General features: G+C 67.8%; 12 protein-coding genes. 7 read left to right on the forward strand and 5 right to left on the reverse strand.

Annotated elements, in window-relative coordinates:
- The first annotated feature begins 59 nt into the window (after positions 1 to 59).
- From uvrB to ACW9PK_RS12400, 3 genes are all read left to right on the forward strand, one after another.
- Positions 60 to 2,207 (forward strand): excinuclease ABC subunit UvrB, encoded by a 2,148-nt coding sequence (gene uvrB / locus ACW9PK_RS12390; protein WP_457016083.1) that lies wholly within the window; start codon positions 60 to 62, stop codon positions 2,205 to 2,207.
- 104 nt (positions 2,208 to 2,311) lie between these two features.
- Complete coding sequence (locus tag ACW9PK_RS12395; protein ID WP_064846601.1) at positions 2,312 to 3,523, forward strand: TerC family protein; 1,212 nt, start codon at positions 2,312 to 2,314, stop codon at positions 3,521 to 3,523.
- A gap of 297 nt (positions 3,524 to 3,820) precedes the next feature.
- Positions 3,821 to 5,203, forward strand: coding sequence for a TerC family protein (locus tag ACW9PK_RS12400; RefSeq protein WP_457016085.1), 1,383 nt, complete (start codon positions 3,821 to 3,823; stop codon positions 5,201 to 5,203).
- Positions 5,204 to 5,263: 60 nt separating this feature from the next.
- On the opposite strand, the gene ACW9PK_RS12405 is transcribed toward ACW9PK_RS12400, so the two are convergent.
- The 5 genes from ACW9PK_RS12405 to ACW9PK_RS12425 all read right to left on the reverse strand — a co-directional run bounded on the left by ACW9PK_RS12405 (position 5,264) and on the right by ACW9PK_RS12425 (position 10,901).
- Positions 5,264 to 5,764, reverse strand: a complete 501-nt coding sequence (locus ACW9PK_RS12405) for a hypothetical protein (RefSeq protein WP_064846600.1) — start codon at positions 5,762 to 5,764, stop codon at positions 5,264 to 5,266.
- The gene (locus tag ACW9PK_RS12410; protein WP_206069202.1) at positions 5,761 to 6,489 is read right to left on the reverse strand and encodes a sigma factor-like helix-turn-helix DNA-binding protein; all 729 of its coding nucleotides are present in this window, start codon (positions 6,487 to 6,489) and stop codon (positions 5,761 to 5,763) included. The genes ACW9PK_RS12405 and ACW9PK_RS12410 overlap by 4 nt, the downstream gene beginning before the upstream one ends.
- A gap of 85 nt (positions 6,490 to 6,574) precedes the next feature.
- Positions 6,575 to 9,187, reverse strand: coding sequence for a DEAD/DEAH box helicase (locus ACW9PK_RS12415; protein ID WP_457016087.1), 2,613 nt, complete (start codon positions 9,185 to 9,187; stop codon positions 6,575 to 6,577).
- Positions 9,188 to 9,267: 80 nt separating this feature from the next.
- A complete protein-coding gene (locus ACW9PK_RS12420) occupies positions 9,268 to 10,251 on the reverse strand; it encodes a bile acid:sodium symporter family protein (RefSeq protein WP_457017230.1) in 984 nt (327 codons plus the stop codon).
- Positions 10,245 to 10,901: an MBL fold metallo-hydrolase gene (locus tag ACW9PK_RS12425; protein WP_144996605.1), complete on the reverse strand. Its 657-nt coding sequence runs from the start codon at positions 10,899 to 10,901 to the stop codon at positions 10,245 to 10,247. The genes ACW9PK_RS12420 and ACW9PK_RS12425 overlap by 7 nt, the downstream gene beginning before the upstream one ends.
- A 303-nt stretch (positions 10,902 to 11,204) precedes the next feature.
- On the opposite strand from ACW9PK_RS12425, the gene ACW9PK_RS12430 reads away from it, so the two are divergent.
- From ACW9PK_RS12430 to ACW9PK_RS12445, 4 genes are all read left to right on the forward strand, one after another.
- A complete protein-coding gene (locus tag ACW9PK_RS12430; RefSeq protein ID WP_457016089.1) occupies positions 11,205 to 11,756 on the forward strand; it encodes a MarR family winged helix-turn-helix transcriptional regulator in 552 nt (183 codons plus the stop codon).
- Positions 11,753 to 13,561: an MDR family MFS transporter gene (locus ACW9PK_RS12435; protein ID WP_457016091.1), complete on the forward strand. Its 1,809-nt coding sequence runs from the start codon at positions 11,753 to 11,755 to the stop codon at positions 13,559 to 13,561. Before ACW9PK_RS12430 ends, ACW9PK_RS12435 begins: the two co-directional genes overlap by 4 nt.
- 200 nt (positions 13,562 to 13,761) lie before the next feature.
- A complete protein-coding gene (gene uvrA, locus ACW9PK_RS12440; protein WP_457017232.1) occupies positions 13,762 to 16,869 on the forward strand; it encodes an excinuclease ABC subunit UvrA in 3,108 nt (1,035 codons plus the stop codon).
- Positions 16,866 to 17,552 (forward strand): HAD family hydrolase, encoded by a 687-nt coding sequence (locus ACW9PK_RS12445; protein ID WP_144996609.1) that lies wholly within the window; start codon positions 16,866 to 16,868, stop codon positions 17,550 to 17,552. The genes uvrA and ACW9PK_RS12445 overlap by 4 nt, the downstream gene beginning before the upstream one ends.
- Positions 17,553 to 17,557: the final 5 nt, after the last annotated feature.

The following is a 17,557-nucleotide window of genomic DNA, read 5'->3' on the forward strand; positions in this document are numbered from 1 at the left end:
GTTCCGGAGCGATGCGAGCCGCCCGGATCCGTGTCTGAGTCGGCGCGTACGCTGGGTCCATGTCGCTCGCGCAGAAGATCAATCGTGTGGTCGCCCCGTTCGAGGTCGTGTCTGAGTACCAGCCCGCCGGTGACCAGCCCAAGGCCATCGCGGACCTGTCCCGCCGGATCGAGGGCGGGGAGAAGGACGTGGTACTCATGGGCGCCACGGGCACGGGTAAGTCCGCGACCGCCGCGTGGCTCATCGAGGCCGTCCAGCGGCCCACGCTGTTGCTCGTGCAGAACAAGACCCTGGCCGCCCAGCTGGCCAACGAGCTGCGCGAACTGCTGCCCCACAACGCCGTTGAGTACTTCGTCTCCTACTACGACTACTACCAGCCGGAGGCCTACGTCCCCCAGACGGACACCTTCATCGAGAAGGACTCCTCGATCAACGAGGAGGTCGAGCGGTTGCGACACTCCGCCACCAATGCCCTGCTGACCCGCCGCGACACCGTGGTGGTCTCCACCGTGTCCTGCATCTACGGTCTGGGCACCCCGGAGGAGTACGTCAAGCAAATGGTCACCCTGGCCGTGGGCCAGGAGATGGACAGGGACACCCTGCTGCGTCAGTTCGTGAACATGCAATATGTGCGCAACGACGTGGACTTCCACCGCGGGACGTTCCGCGTGCGCGGGGACACCGTGGAGATCATCCCCATGTACGAGGAACTCGCGGTGCGCATCGAGTTCTTCGGGGACGAGATCGAGGCGATCTACACGCTGCACCCGCTCACGGGGGAGATCGTAAACGAGGAGCAGGAGATGTACGTCTTCCCCGCCTCGCACTACGTGGCCGGTGCGGAACGCATGGCCTCGGCGATCGAGTCCATCCAGAAGGAGCTGCAGGAGCGGCTGCAGGAGCTCGAGTCGCAGAACAAGCTCGTGGAGGCCCAGCGGTTGCGCATGCGCACCACCTACGACCTCGAGATGATGGAACAAATGGGCTACTGCAACGGGATCGAGAACTACTCGCTGCACATCGACGGCCGCCCGCGCGGTTCCGCTCCCCACTGTCTGCTGGACTACTTCCCGGACGACTTCCTGCTCATCATCGACGAGTCCCACGTGACCGTGCCGCAGATCGGTGGCATGTACGAGGGGGACATGTCCCGCAAGCGCACGCTGGTGGAACACGCCTTCCGGTTGCCGTCCGCCATGGACAACCGCCCCCTGAAATGGGACGAGTTCCTGGAACGAATCGGGCAGACCATGTACATGTCCGCGACCCCGGGGCCGTACGAGATGTCCAAGGTGGACTCCGTGGTGGAGCAGATCATCCGCCCCACGGGACTCGTGGACCCCCAGGTGATCGTCAAACCCACCAAGGGTCAGATCGACGACCTGCTGGAACAGATCGAGTTGCGCGTGGAACGCGACGAACGCGTCCTGGTGACCACGCTGACCAAGCGCATGGCGGAGGACCTCACCGAGTACCTCATGGAACACGGTGTGCGGGTCCAGTACCTGCACTCGGACGTGGACACCCTCAAGCGCGTGGAACTGCTGCGGGACCTGCGCATGGGCACGTTCGACGTCCTCGTGGGCATCAACCTGTTGCGCGAGGGCCTGGACCTGCCCGAGGTCTCCCTCGTGGCCATCCTGGACGCGGACAAGGAAGGCTTCCTGCGTTCCACCACGTCCCTGATCCAGACGATCGGTCGCGCCGCCCGTAACGTCTCGGGTGAGGTCCACATGTACGCGGACAAGATCACCAATTCCATGAACGTTGCGATCGAGGAGACCAACCGCCGCCGGGAGATCCAGGTCGCGTACAACGAGGAACACGGGATCGATCCGCAACCGCTGCGCAAGCGGATCGCGGACATCACCGATCAGTTGGCACGCGAGGACGAGGACACCCGCACCCTGCTGGCCCAGCGCGCCGCCGCCAACAATCACACCGCTCCCGTCAAGGGCGGTAAGGGCAAGGCCACAGGCAAGGCCACGGGCAAGGATCAGGCCGCGGCCGCCGCGGAGTCCAAACTGCTGCGCGACGGTGTCGCGGCCGCACCCGCCGAGGACCTCGTGGATCTGATCGAGGACCTCAGTGAGCAGATGCGCAACGCCGCCGCCGAGCTGAAGTTCGAGCTGGCCGGGCGGCTGCGGGACGAGATCGCGGACCTCAAGAAGGAACTGCGGCGCATGAAGGACGCCGGCCACGCGTAAGCCGATCGCACCCCTCACGGCGAGTTGTTAGTCAGGTAAACTTCCCGAGTTACCCAGCCCGTTCCCGGGCTGCTGCATACGTCGTTCTCGCCTAAGGGGTGCTCGTGGAGGTTTCCGGTCTGCAATGGGGGGTCACCATCGCGGTGATCGTGGGGTTGCTCGCGTACGACTTCATCTTCCACGCGCGCAAACCGCACGAACCCAGCATCAAGGAAGCGGCGCTGTGGACCAGCCTGTATGTGTCCCTGGCCCTGATCTTCGGCCTGCTGATCCTGTTCTGGGACGGCCCGGGCTTCGCGGCGCAGTACTACGCGGGCTTCGTGACCGAGCAGGCCCTGTCCGTGGACAATCTGTTCGTGTTCCTGATCATCATGGCGTCCTTCAAGGTGCCCCGGGCGGACCAGCAAAAGGTGCTCCTGTTCGGCATCGTGGTGGCTCTGATCGCCCGCACGGTGTTCATCTTCATCGGCGCGGCCGCGATCAACCGGTGGTCCGCGCTGTTCTACGTGTTCGGTCTGTTCCTGCTCTACACCGCGGGCAACCTGGTCAAGGGTGAGGTCACGGACAAGGACGAGGGAGACGAGGCCAACAACGTGATGGTTCGTCTGGCCAAGCGCTTCCTCAAGACCACGGACGAGTACGACGGCGACAAGCTGTTCACCGAGGTCGACGGCAAGCGCGTGATGACCCCCATGCTGCTGGTCATGGTGGCCATCGGGCTCACGGACATCATGTTCGCCCTGGACTCCATTCCCGCGATCTTCGGTCTCACCCAGGAGACCTACATCGTGTTTACGGCCACCGCGTTCTCCCTCATGGGCCTGCGCCAGTTGTACTTCCTGATCGACGGTCTGCTGGACCGGTTGATCTACCTCTCGTGGGGTCTCGCGATCATCCTGGGCTTCATCGGCGTGAAGCTCATCCTGCACGCCCTGCACGAGAACACCCTGCCGTTCATCAACGACGGCGAGCCCGTGCACGTGGTCGAGGTGACCACCGGGTTCTCACTGGCTGTGATCCTGGGGGTGTTGATCGTGACCGTGCTCGCATCGCTGTTCAGCCCCAAGGGCCGCGCGGTGCGCATCGTCAACGGCGCGCGCGACTGGGCCGAACGCTACCTGGACCTGCCCGAGGACGCGCCCCGGGACGAGCGGGTCAAGGCCGCGGAGAAGATGACCAAGTACCGGGAACTGCTGCCCACCGTGAAGGAGAAGTACCGGGACGAGCTCATCGAGTCCGAGGCCCGCTACCACGACCTGCTCGAACGGGCCCACGGATTGCGTCAGCACCGGCTCGCCCGGACCGAGAACCGCTGAGTTCGCGTCTCGCCCGAGGGCCCGTCCAGGGCCCGCCACCGTGGCCCGCTCACGGATCCGCCACGAGGCCCCGCCGGTGCACCGGCGGGGCCTCGCCCGTCACCGCGTGCCTCCACGCAGGGAACCCGGTACACTCTTACCTGATCAAGGGAGTATCCCATCATTTCCGTGCACGTCAGTACGTCGGGCGCCGTCGCCGGGCCGGGCACGGACCACGCCGCACCCCGTCCTCCGCGTGAGGGCCGGCGCGTGGGGGAGAGACTTGTGCAGTACACCTCACCCACAAGGAGACCCTCCGTGGAGATCACATCCTTCCAATGGGGCATCACGATCGCCCTGATCGTGGGCCTGCTGGCCTACGACTTCATCTTCCACGTGCGTAAGGCGCACGAACCGTCGATCAAGGAAGCGGCCATCTGGTCCGCGGCGTACGTGGGCATCGCGTTGCTGTTCGGCTTCGTGATCCTGTGGCTGGACGGCCCCACGCTCATGGCCGAGTACTACGGCGGCTACGTCACGGAGAAGGCGTTGTCGGTGGACAACCTCTTCGTGTTCCTGATCATCATCGGCTCGTTCGCGGTGCCCCGGGCGGACCAGCAGAAGGTGCTGCTGTTCGGCATCATCTTCGCGTTGATCGCCCGCACGGTGTTCATCTTCATCGGCGCGGCCGCGATCAACACCTTCGCCTGGGTCTTCTACCTCTTCGGCCTGATCCTGATCTTCACCGCGGGCAACCTGATCAAGGGCGAGGTCACGGACGACAAGTCGGACGAGGCCAACAACATCGTGGTGCGCCTGGCCAAGAAGGTCTTCCACACCACGGACTACTACGACGGCGACAAGCTGTTCACGAGGCACAACGGCAAGCGCGCGCTGACCCCCATGCTGCTCGTGATGGTTGCGATCGCTGGCACGGACATCCTCTTTGCCCTGGACTCGATCCCCGCGATCTTCGGCCTCACGCAGGAGCCGTACATCGTGTTCACGGCCACCGCGTTCTCGCTCATGGGTCTGCGCCAGTTGTACTTCCTGATCGACGGTCTGCTGGACCGGTTGATCTACCTCTCGTGGGGCCTGTCCATCATCCTCGCGTTCATCGGTGTGAAGCTCATCCTGCACGCGCTGCACGAGAACACCCTGCCGTTCATCAACGACGGCGAGCACGTGGCCGTCGCCGAGATTGGGATCGGCACGTCCCTCACGGTGATCATCTCCGTGCTCGTGCTCACCGTCCTCATCTCGCTGTACAGCCCCAAGGGCCGCGCGCTGCGTACCATCCAGAAGACGCAGGACCTCACCGAGAAGTACCTGGCTCTCCCGCAGGACGCGGACGCCGAGGAGCGTCACAAGATCGCCGGGGAGCTCGCGCGGCTGCAGAAGCGTTTCCCGCGGATCTCGGAGAAGCACAAGAACGAGCTGATCGATTCCCGCGCTCGGTTCCGTAAGATGCTCGAGACCGCCCGGGGTCAGCACCGCGAGTTCGAGGAGACCGGCCGGGTGCAGACCCCTTCCCCGGACTTTGCCGAAGAGAGCCACCGCGACGACACCGCCTCCCCGGCCGCCCCGGGGGCCAACACGGGCAAGGCCGCTCCGGCGGGTGAAGCGGCCGCGGACGCCACGCCGGGTGCGGGGACCGCCCGCGGCGACTCCTCGGGCGGGGGCTCCACCGCGGCGCGGTAGCCACCCGGCTGCCCGAGGCGTACGACGACGCCGCTCGAACCGGTCCGCGGGGCCCGTTCCCTATCCTGGGAACGGGCCCCGCGGCGTCGTGCACCACAGCGCAGCACCGGCGAACAACGCGGCCCATAGCAGGGACACGAGGGTGCCGATGATGAACTGTTCGCGCTGCTGGGCGTTGGTGAACTCGCCGTAGCGGGCCAGGCCCTTGATCGCCACGACCACGCCGATCCCGGCGACCATGCCCGTGAGCAGCGAGACGATGGCGCCGGCGCGTTCCAGCGCACCGATGACCAGACCTCCGCGCAGCGGCGGGTCCACGGGTTCCGCCGTGGCCTCGGAGTCGTCCCACGGGCTCTTCGCCGGACGCAGGCGTTCGTGGGAGACGTCCGCGAAGCGGAAGACCCCGCGCACCACAGGGTCGCCGGACAGGGCCCCGGCGATCAGCAGCGCGGGATAGGCCCATTCCCGGGGCACGGTCCCCGCGAACACGGTCCAGATCGCGGTGGTCAGCACCAGGGCTGCGGGGAGGACCGCGGTGGTGAGCGGGCGCAGGAAGCTCACGCGTCACCGCCCGAGGTGGTGTCGCCACTCGAGGCGACATCCTCCGGCGAGGAGACGTCCTTCAATGGGTGGGCGTCCTTCGAGGAGGTGGCGTCCTGCGCTGAGGGGGCCGCGGCGTCCGGAGCGTGGCCAGAGGGGGAGTGCTCGTCCGCGAGTCGGAACAACGCCTCGAGGGTCTCGTGGACCGTGTGTTCCTCGTGCCACAGCGCTGCGCTGAGCCGCCGGGACACCGAGGACTGGGTGATCCCGAGCCCCTCGGCGATCTCCTGTTGCGTGAGCCCCCGGTCGGCGAGTTCCGTGGCCTGCGCCCCGGCCTCGGAACGCCGGGCCCGCACGGCGCACACCAGATCCACCACGCTGCCCGCGCGCCGCGCCCACTCGTTGCCGGCCACGACCGGACGGCCGCGCTCCTTCGCGGCGTTCACGGCATCCCGCGCGGCCACGAAGGCCTCGCCCGTAGCTTCGCGCACGGACGACGGCAGGGGGTCGTCCACCGCGCCGATGCCCACGCCCACGTGCCAGTGCCCGGCGTCGGCGAGCGCGAGGACCGCGCGGACGATCGCGGCGGCGTCGTCGTAGAGCGCCTGCAGCTCATCGCCCGCGCTGATCTCCCAATCGAGGACCGGGCGGGGGAGTTCCTCCTGCAGAGCCGTGCGCTGCCGTCCCATGTGCAGCTCGGCGGCGCGGCCGCGGGAATCGCGGCGGTCGATCGTCAGGGCGAACACGAACTCCTCCTCACCCCATGCATCCTAAAGTGCATATTATCCGATGATGCGTCTCCACATGCATGGCTTCCGGGATAACCGGTGCTCAGCGTCTCGTGTCGGTGATGGGACCCACGTTGTCCACGAGGACCACGGGGAAGCCGTCCTCGTCCGACGCCGCGAGGTCGACGCGCGCGTTGATACCCCAGTCGTGTTGCCCGTCCGGATCGTCGAAGACCTGCGTGACGGTCCAGAACCCGGTCATTCCCTCGGGGTCCTCGGTGATGCGGATCAGAGACGGCCCGCGGGACTGGGCGTCCGTGTAGATGTCCTCGTACTCGTCGAAGTACGTGTCCATCGCGTCCGCCCAGCGGTCGCGGTCCCACCCGGTTCTCTCGTCCAGGGCCCCGAGCACCTTGTCCTTCTCCTGCGCGAACAGTTCCACGCGCTGGAACAGGGCATTACGCACCATCACGCGGAACGCACGGGGGTTCGCGGTGACGCCTTCCGGCTGTTCGGCCACGAGTTCCTTGAGGGAGTCCGCGCCCGTGCCCATGGGGGATTCCTCCCCGGAGGCCAGCTTCTCCCATTCGTCCAGCAGGGAGTTGTCGGTCTGGCGGATGCTCTCCCCGAGCCATTCCACCAGGTCGGTGAGCGACTCGGTCGTGGCGTCCACCGGGACCGTCTGGCGCAGGGCCTTGTACGCGTCCGAGAGGTAGCGCAGCAGGATGCCCTCGGAGCGGGCGAGACCGTAGAACTGCACGTAGTCCCCGAACGTCATGGCGCGCTCGTACATGTCCCGCACCACGGACTTGGGAGAAAGCTCGAACTGTGCGACCCACGGGGCGGAGGTTCGGTAGGTCTCGAACGACTGCTCGAGCAGTTCCCGCAACGGCTGGGGGTACGTGATCTCGTCCAACTCGCGCATGCGTTCCATGTACTCGAGGCCGTCGGCCTTCATGGTCGCGAGCGCCTCGCCCTTGACCTTCTTCTCCTGCAGGTTCAGCACCTGGCGCGGTTTCTCCAGCGTGGCCTCGATGACAGAGACGACATCGAGCGCGTACGTCTCCGACTCCGGGTCCAGCAGGGTGAGCGCGGCCAGCGCGAACGGGGACAGCGGCTGGTTCAGCGCGAAGTTCTCCTGCAGCTCGACTGTGAGCCGGTAGCGGCGCCCGGTCTCGTCCGGCTCAGGCAGGCGTACGACGACGCCCGCGCGCAGCAGTTCCTTGAGGATCGCGAGCGCCTGGCGCAGCAGCAGGCGTTGGCGCGGCCGTGGTTCGTCCACGCTCGTGAGCAAGCGGTACCCGGCGCCGATGTTGTCCCCGGGCCGCTGCAGCATGTTCAGGACCATGGAGTGGGTGATCGCGAAGGAGGACGTGAGCTGTTCGGGCTGGGCGGCCACGAGCGACTCGAACGTCTTGCGGCTCCAGGACACGAAGCCCTCCGGCGGCTTCTTCTTGGGCACCTGACGCAGTTTCTTCTGATCGTCCCCGTGCTTGGCCCGGGCCTTGGCCATGGCGCGTTCGTTCTCGATGACGTGCTCGGGGGCCTGGACCACCACGGTCCCCGCGGTGTCGTAGCCGGCGCGGCCCGCGCGGCCCGCGATCTGGTGGAACTCGCGGGCGCTGAGCCGGCGGGTGCGGCGACCGTCGAACTTGGACAGCGCCGTGATCAGCACGGTGCGGATGGGCACGTTGATCCCCACGCCTAGGGTGTCCGTCCCGCAGATCACCTTGAGCAGCCCGGTCTGGGCGAGCTGCTCCACGAGGCGGCGGTACTTGGGCAGCATGCCCGCGTGGTGCACCCCGATCCCGTGCCGCACGAGCCGGTTGAGCGTCTTGCCGAAGCCCGCGGAGAAGCGGAAGTCCTTGATCAGCTCCGCCACGCGCTGCTTTTCGTCCTTGCTGAGGACGTCCACGGACATCAGGTTCTGGGCCTGTTCCGCGGCCTGCAGCTGCGAGAAGTGCACCACGTACACCGGGGCCTGGTGGGTGCTGAGCAGTTCCTCGAGCTCCTCGTGGACGGGGCGCTCGGAGTAGTAGTGGTGCAGGGGGATGGGGCGTTCCGCGGAGGAGACGAGCGCGGTGGAACGGCCCGTGGTCTCGTTCAGGCGGTTCTCGATGCGGGTGACGTCCCCGAGGGTCGCGCTCATGAGCAGGAACTGCGCCTGGGGCAGTTCGATGAGCGGCACCTGCCACGCCCAGCCGCGCTGGGGATCGGAGTAGAAGTGGAACTCGTCCATGATCACCACGCCGAGGTCCGCGTCCGCACCCTCACGCAGGGCCACGTTCGCGAGGATCTCCGCGGTGCAGCACACGATCGGGGCGTTCTGGTTGACCGCGGAATCACCCGTGACCATGCCGACGTTCTCGGCGCCGAAGATCTCGCACAGGTCGAAGAACTTCTCGGACACCAGGGCCTTGATGGGCGCGGTGTAGTACGAGCGAGCCCCGCGAGCGAGCCCCGCGAAGTGCGCGGCCACGGCCACGGTGGACTTACCCGATCCCGTGGGGGTCGCGAGGATCACGTTGGACCCGTTGGCGACCTCCAGCACGGCTTCGTCCTGGGCGGGGTACAGCTCCATGTCCCGTGAGGCGATCCAGCCGAGGAACCCCTCGTAGATCTCGTCCTCGCTCAGGGGGTTGGACGCGAAATCACCGCGCAGGTACCGGTGCCCGGGGGCGGAGAGATCGGGGGCCAGGGAATCGAGGAGTTTCATCCCCGTCAGCCTATCGGCACCCGCGGACACGCATACGGGCGTGTCCTGTGGAGATGCACGGGAACGACGTCGCGACGTCGTCAGATGTTCGCGCGCCGCGCCGCGGCCGAATCCGCCCGGCGGCACAGCAGCGCGAAGACCGCGCCGGAGAGGTTGTGCCACACCGAGAACACCGCGCCGGGCAGGGCCGCGAGCGGGGACATGTACTGCGCCGCGAGACCCGCGGCGAGTCCGGAGTTCTGCATGCCGACCTCCACCGCGGTGGTCCGGCGCACGGGAGCCGGCTGTCCGGTTACTCGGCCGACCGCGTAGCCCAGCAAATACCCGAGCACGTTGTGGATCGCGACGGCGGCGAGCACGAGCAGTCCCGCCTGGATGATCTTGTCCGCCGAGCCAGAGACCACGACCGCCACGATCACGGCGATGCCGAGTACCGAGACCCACGGCAGCACGGGTAGCAAACGCTCGACCACGCGGGGTAGCGTGAGGCGCACCACGAGTCCCGCGAGCACGGGCAGGAGGACGATCAGGGCGATCGACGTGGCCATGGCGGCGCCGTCGAGCGGCATATACGCGCCCGCGAGCCACAGCGTGAGGAACGGGGTGAGCAGCGGGGCGAGCAGCGTGGAGATGGACGTCATGGTCACGGACACGGCCACGTCACCGCGGGCCAGGTAGGACACCACGTTGGAGGACGTGCCGCCCGGGGCGCAGCCCACGAGGATCACGCCGGCCGCGATCTCCGGGGGCAGTTGCAGCAGCCAGGTCACGAGCAGCGCGATGATCGGCATGAGGACGTACTGGGCCAACACACCCACGACGATCGGGACCGGGCGCTTGGCCACGAGCGCGAAGTCCACGGGACGCAGAGTGAGTCCCATCCCGAACATCACGAGACCCAGCAGGGGATTCGTCCAGCCCGCGGCCTGGTGCACCGTGGGGGCGAACGCGTATCCGACCACCCCGCCCGCGAGCACCAACAGGGGGAAGGCCAAGACGGCGACGTACGCGGCCCGGTCCGCCGTGTTACGCGCCGCGGCCCCGGACGAGGCGGCGCTCACCAGCCGCGTTCTTTCCACTCCTGCAGGTGCGGGCGTTCGGCGCCCAGGGTCGTGGGGTCGCCGTGGCCCGGGTGGATCACGGTGTCGTCCGGGAACTCGTCGAAGATCCGCTCGGTGACGTCCTGGTAGAGCTGCTGGAAGTCATCGGGGGAGTTGGTCTTGCCGAGACCGCCGGGGAAGAGGGAGTCACCCGAGAAGATGTGGGCGGGCCCGGACGGGTCCCGGTACACCACCGCGATGGAGCCTGGGGTGTGCCCGCGCAGCTCGATGATGTCCAGCTCGAAACCGTCGAGTTCGGCGGTGTCCCCGTTCTCGAACGTGAGGTCCATGGGCACCGAGATGTCGTTCTCGTCCGCGGCACCGCACGCCGTCATGGCCTCCGAATGCGAGGCCACGGACTCCAGCGCGCGCACGTGGTCCCAGTGCGAGTGGGTCGTGATGATCAACTGCAGGTTCCCCCAGTCGGAGCAGTCCCCGGACCCGGCGGCCACGAGACCGGCGATGGCGCGGGCGTCGTCCGCGGCGTCGATGAGCACCTGCGTGCCGTGCTCCTTGGAGGTGAGGAGGTACACGTTGTTGTCCATCTCGCTCACCGAAATGCGGCGGATGGTGATGTCGGCGAGTTCCGTGATCTCGGTCTGGGTAGCGATCATGCCCACGATTCTAGGCCGCCGAGTCACGCCGGGCTAATACGCGGCCGCGCGTGGGGAGGTGCATGTAGTGCAGACGACACGCCCGGTGATGGACTACCGGAGCGTAAAGATATATAGTTGCGCGAAGCAAATAAATAAGCTGGCGGCGTCCGAGCGCCGCGTACTCGCCCGACCGAGCGGCGTCGACCGCCGAGTCCTGCGAACCCAGCGGATCGCCCGGGTGGGCAGCAACGAACTCATGACCACCCGGACCGGGTGCGGACCGCGCGCTACGGACCCGGCACCCGAGGAACGGGGGAGTGGATGGGCGTGTCACACGCGACCGCCGAGGAGCTCGTGCGCGACTTGTTCGAGCTGCAACGCGTGACCCGCAAGGTGCTCAAGGCAGCGGCGCTGCACCGGGAACTGTCCATGGTGCACACCAACATCCTGAGCTATCTCGCGTGCGTGCCCGGACGCCGGGCAAAGGACATCGTGGCCGAGTCCGGCCTCGGGGCCTCAGGGATGAGCCGACACCTGAGCGCCCTCGAACACCTCGGGTACGTGACCCGCACACGGGATCTCGAGGACGGACGCGCGCAGATCGTGGAGATCACCGCCGAGGGTCGCAAGGCCCTCGAGGCGAACCTGCGCGCGGACGCCGAGACCCTCGTCGCCCGTCTGGGCGACCTGGGCGAGGAGGAGGCAGAACGCACACGCGTGGACCTCAACCGGCTCACCGAACTCTTACTGACATCACTGGGCATGTCCCGGGTCACGGCGGCCACGATCGCGCCGGAGCCCGGGGCGCAGCCCGGATCCCCGCACCCCACGGCGTCCGGTGACCCCGGTCGCGGAAAGGAGAACAGCCCGTGACGGCAGCCCAGGACACGCGCGGTAAGGCGCGTACTACGCGAACGAGCGACCAGGAGCATCGGGACGTCCTGCGGGCGTTGACCGGCATCCTGGCCGCGTTCTTCATGGCCATGGTCACCCTGACCATCATCGGCACGGCACTGCCCGTCATCATGGCGGACCTGGGCGGAGACCAGACGGCACTGTCCTGGACGGTCACGGGCACCCTGTTGGCCAACGCCGTCACGACCCCCATGTGGGGCAAACTCGCGGACCTTTTCGACAAGAAAAAGCTGCTGCTCATGGCCATCGCGATCTTCGTGATCGGTTCCGCCGCCGCGGGTCTCGCGGGATCCATCACCGTGCTCGTGGTGGCACGCGTGATCCAGGGCGTGGGCATGGGCGGCCTGATGGCGCTGGCCCAGACGATCCTGGGCACGATCATCCCGCCGCGCGAGCGCGGCCGGTACGCCGGGTACATGGGCGCGGTCATGGCCGTGGCCACATCGGTGGGCCCGCTCCTGGGCGGGCTCATCGTGGACGCGTTCGGGTGGCGCTGGTGCTTCCTGATCCCCGTGCCGCTGTCGATCCTCGCGGCCGTGCTGATCGTGCGCACGCTGCACCTGCCCGAGACCACGCGTGAGACGGCGCCCACAGTGGACTTCCTGGGTATGGCCCTGCTCGCGGTGGCCACGTCCTCCCTGCTGTTGTGGGTGTCCTTCGCGGGCAAGCTCTTCGACTGGGGTTCGTGGGAGTCCATCCTGCTGATCGTGGTGGGCGTGCTCAGCACCTTGGCGTTCATCCTGGTGGAGCGGCGCGCGAGCGAACCGACCATGCCCCTGCACGTGGTCACCGAGCGCACCACCGTGCTCGCGATCATCGCGGCGATCGCCACGGGTGGCGCCATGTTCGCGTCCACGACGTACCTGGGTCAGTACTTCCAGCTGGGCCAGGGCTACACGCCCACCGAATCCGGGCTGCTCATGCTCCCGCAGGTCGTGGGATCGTTCCTGGGCTCCATGATCGCAGGCCAGCTCATCACGCGCTTCGGCCGGTGGAAGCGGGTGTTGATCGCGGGCGCGGTAATCCTCGCGATCGGTCTGTTCCTGGCGTCCCAGCTGACCCACGCGACGCCCGCGTGGCTCGTGGGCATCTTCATCTGCCTCGTGGGTCTGGGCGTGGGCACGCTGAACCAGAACCTCGTGCTCGCCGTGCAGAACACCGTGGGCCTGAAGGACATGGGTTCCGCGTCCTCCGCGGTCGCATTCTTCCGCACCGTGGGTGGCGCCGTGGCGGTGTCTCTGTTCGGGGCGCTGCTCACGCGTCACCTCTCGAGCGAGATGTCCCAGTTTGCCGCGGACCACGGTCTGGATGCCCACCAAACGCCCGACGCCGCGTCGATCGACCTCGCGGGGCTGCCCCCGGCAGTGTTGGAGGCCATTCGTGAGGCGTACGGCACCGGGACCGGGTTGCTCTTCCTCGTGGCCGGGATCGCATCGCTGGTGACCCTGGTGTGCGTGCTGCTCATGAAGGAGGTGCCGCTGCGCACCACGGTGGACGTCGCGGAGGTGGACCCGGAGACGGGTGAGATCACCATGGTGACCAAGCGCGTCAACCCCGTGGAAGCGGCCGGGCTGCGCATGCAGCACGCGGAGACCGGTGAGCTGCCCGTGGTCGATCCCAAGGCCTCCGGGCTGCGGCGCTCCCACGGCGAGCGCGCCGAGGAGACGGCGCGTTCGGTCCGCGGGGCCCACGCCGCGCCGGTCGAGCCCGACTCCGCGGGGACCGCGCACCCGCATCCCCACCCTAGGCACCGGGCCGAGTAGGGTGCCCCGCTGCCGAGTGAGTTGCCCACTCGCAGGGGACACGACGGACGACGGCGCAGCGCGCGATCCGGCCGGGAGGTCGCATTGCGCGCTGCGCTGATTCGTCCCTGGACCCGCTCGTCGTGTCGGCGGCTAGTAATAGAGTGACTGCCGTGTCTGAGCAAACCCGCCGAACCCCCAGTGACCGTTCGTCGAGCTCCGTGCTCGCGGAACGAGTGGCCCACGACCGTGCCCCGCGCACCCGCGCCTCCGGTGTCTCGGACCTGACCGAGATCGTGGTGCAGGGTGCCCGCGAGCACAACCTCAAGAATGTGGATCTAACCATCCCCCGCGATTCCATGGTCGTGTTCACGGGGCTGTCCGGGTCCGGGAAGTCCTCCCTGGCCTTCGACACCATCTTCGCCGAGGGTCAGCGCCGCTACGTGGAGTCGCTGTCCTCCTACGCCCGGATGTTCCTGGGCCGCGTGGATAAGCCTGACGTGGACTTCATCGAGGGGCTGTCCCCGGCGGTGTCCATCGACCAGAAGTCCACCTCGCGCAACCCGCGCTCCACGGTGGGCACGATCACCGAGATCTACGACTACATGCGTCTGCTGTGGGCGCGGATCGGCCACCCGCACTGCCCGGTGTGCGGTGAGCCCATCACCAAGCAGACGCCCCAGCAGATCGTGGACCAGCTGCTCGAGCTGCCCGAGCGCACCCGGTTCATGGTCCTCGCCCCCGTGGTCAAGGGCCGCAAGGGCGAGTTCCAGGACCTGTTCCAGCAGCTGAGCACCCAGGGATACGCGCGCGCCGTCGTGGACGGCGAGACCGTTCAGCTCGAGAACGCACCCAAGCTCAAGAAGCAGTACAAGCACACGATCGACGTGGTCGTGGACCGCCTCACGGCCAAGCCGGACGCCCGGCAGCGGCTCACCGACTCGGTCGAGACCGCCCTGAACCTCGCGGACGGACGCGTGGTCATCGAGCTCGTGACCCGTGAGGGCGAGCAGTCCCCGTGGCACGAGACCCGCCGCACGTTTTCCGAGAACCTCGCGTGCCCCAACGAGCACGAGCTGCAGACGGACGAGATCGAGCCGCGCTCGTTCTCTTTCAACGCCCCGTTCGGCGCGTGCCCCGAGTGCGACGGCATCGGTTCGCGTCTCGAGGTGGACGAGGACCTCGTGGTTCCCAACCCGGACCTGTCCCTCGTGGAGGGCGCCATCGCGCCGTGGTCCCTGGGCAAAGCCACGAGTGATTACTGGAACCGCTTGCTCGCCGGACTCGGGGAGGAGGCCGGATTCGACCTCGTGACCCCGTGGAAGGACCTGCCGGCCAAGGCACGCAAGGCCATCCTGCACGGCAAGGACTACAAGGTCACCGTGGCCTACCGCAACCGGTGGGGCCGCGAGCGCCGGTATACGCAGGGCTTCGAGGGCGTGTTCGGCTATATCAAGCGCAAGCACGAGGAGACCGAGTCCGATCACGCCAAGGACCGCTACGAGCAGTACATGCGCCAGGTGGCGTGCCCCGAGTGCGGGGGAGCGCGGCTGAACCCCACGATCCTGGGGGTCACCGTGGGCGGGAAGAACATCGCCGAGGCCACCCGCCTGCCCATGCGCGATTCCCTCGCGTTCTTCCAGCAGTTGGATCTTGACACCCGCGAGGCCAGGATCGGTGACCAGGTGCTCAAGGAGATCATCGCGCGCCTGACGTTCCTGATCGACGTCGGGTTGGACTACCTCAACCTGGAGCGGGCCGCGGCCACGCTGTCCGGCGGGGAGGCACAACGCATCCGGCTCGCCACCCAGATCGGTGCGGGGCTCGTGGGCGTGCTCTACGTCCTGGACGAGCCGTCCATCGGGCTGCACCAGCGCGACAACCGCCGACTCATCGACACCCTGCTGCGCTTGCGGGACATGGGGAACACCCTCATCGTGGTCGAGCACGACGAGGACACCATGCGCGAGGCCGACTGGATCGTGGACGTGGGCCCGGGCGCGGGCGTGCACGGTGGGGACGTGGTCCACTCCGGGACCTACGACCAGCTGCTCGAGAACCGCCGGTCCATCACGGCCGACTACCTCACCGGCCGCAAGCTGATCGAAGTCCCCACGACGCGGCGTCCCGTGGACAAGAAGCGGCAGCTCACGGTCGTGGGTGCGCGGGAGAACAACCTGCAGAACCTCACGGTGGACTTCCCGCTCGGGGTCTTCGTGGCCGTCACGGGCGTCTCCGGTTCGGGGAAGTCCACGCTCGTCAACGACATCCTCTACACGAGCCTGGCCAATCAGCTCAACGGCGCCAAGCAGGTGCCCGGTCGGCACAGGCGCATCGACGGTCTGGAGCACCTGGACAAGGTCGTGCACGTGGACCAGAGCCCCATCGGGCGCACCCCGCGCTCCAACCCGGCCACGTACACGGGCGTGTTCGACCGGATCCGCAAGCTGTTTGCGGAGACTCAGGAGGCCAAGGTCCGTGGCTACCAGCAAGGCCGGTTCTCGTTCAACGTCAAGGGCGGGCGCTGCGAGGCATGCTCGGGTGACGGGACGCTGAAGATCGAGATGAACTTCCTGCCGGACGTCTACGTCCCGTGCGAGGTGTGCAAGGGCGCGCGATACAACCGCGAGACCCTCGAGGTGCACTACAAGGGCAAGAACATCGCGGAGGTCCTGGACATGCCCATCGAGGAGGCGGCGGAGTTCTTCGCGCCGTTCACCGCGATCGCGCGCTACCTCACCACGCTCGTGGAGGTGGGCCTCGGGTACGTGCGGCTGGGTCAGCCCGCCACCACGCTCTCCGGCGGTGAGGCTCAGCGCGTCAAGCTCGCCGCGGAACTGCAGAAGCGTTCCAACGGGCGCACGATCTACGTCCTGGACGAGCCCACCACGGGTCTGCACTTCGAGGACATCCGCAAGCTGCTCATGGTGCTGCAGAGCCTGGTCGACAAGGGCAACAGCGTCATGACCATCGAGCACAACCTGGACGTCGTGAAGTCGGCGGACTGGATCGTGGACCTGGGCCCCAACGGGGGATCCGGCGGTGGCACGGTCGTGGCACAGGGCACCCCGGAGCAGGTCGCTCGCAACAAGGACAGCTTCACGGGGCAGTTCGTACGCGAGGTGCTCGAGCACTCCGCCACCCGGGAGGCCGCCCACCGCAGCGACGCGGACGGCACTGCGAGTTCCGGCGAGGCCGCGCGCCCGGGGGACGCTGCCGACCCGGGCAACACCGCGGACGGCGCGGAGGCCCCGGGAGACGCGGAACCGGCCGACGGGACGCAGGAGAACCGGCAGCGCGCCGAGGCCGCGGTGGGGGACCGGGCATGAGCGTCCAGAGCCCCATCGTCCTGTGGGACCTGGACGGCACGGTCCTGGATCCCGCCGGGGCCATCACGGACGGGATCGCCGGCGCCCTGCGCTCGTGCGGTTTCGCCGTGCCCGAGAACCTCGGGCGCTTCGTGGGACCGCCGATCGGGGAGTCCCTGCGCCGGTTCACGGACGTCCCCGAGGACCGGATCGCGGAGGTCGCCGCGGTGTACCGCGCCGGGTACCTCGCGGAGGGCCTGGACCGCTCGCGCGTCTATCCGGGTGTCCGCGAGGTGCTGGGGTCGCTGCGCGAGCGCGGCGTGCGTCAGGCCGTGGCCACCCAGAAGCCCGAACACATCGCCGTGGAGGTCGTGTCGCGTTTCGGACTGGACGAGTACTTCGAGACCGTGAGCGGCGCCGCGGACGATCTCGCGCAACCGAGCGGGTCCGGGCGGCTGCACGACAAGCCCGCGATCATCGGGGAGGCACTGCGGCGCATGGGTGCGCTGCCACCGGACCCCGCACGCACCGTGATGATCGGGGACCGCAGCTACGACGCCGACGGTGCCCGCAGCCACGGCATCGACTGCCTGGGCGCAGGATGGGGCTTCGCGCAACCCGGGGAACTGCGGGACGTGTGTGCCGCTGTCGCTCGTGAGCCCGGGGATTTGGCACACTTGCTCCAGCAATATACGGACCGGTAGGGGAG

This window comes from Kocuria sp. MNB10, assembly GCF_054073685.1.

Coding starts and splice junctions, on each gene's coding strand:
- ACW9PK_RS12425 (WP_144996605.1), bottom strand. CDS start 10,901: ATGATCGCTACCCAGACCGAGATCACGGAACTCGCCGACATCACCATC.
- ACW9PK_RS12445 (WP_144996609.1), top strand. CDS start 16,866: ATGAGCGTCCAGAGCCCCATCGTCCTGTGGGACCTGGACGGCACGGTC.
- ACW9PK_RS12430 (WP_457016089.1), top strand. CDS start 11,205: ATGGGCGTGTCACACGCGACCGCCGAGGAGCTCGTGCGCGACTTGTTC.
- uvrB (WP_457016083.1), top strand. CDS start 60: ATGTCGCTCGCGCAGAAGATCAATCGTGTGGTCGCCCCGTTCGAGGTC.
- ACW9PK_RS12415 (WP_457016087.1), bottom strand. CDS start 9,187: ATGAAACTCCTCGATTCCCTGGCCCCCGATCTCTCCGCCCCCGGGCAC.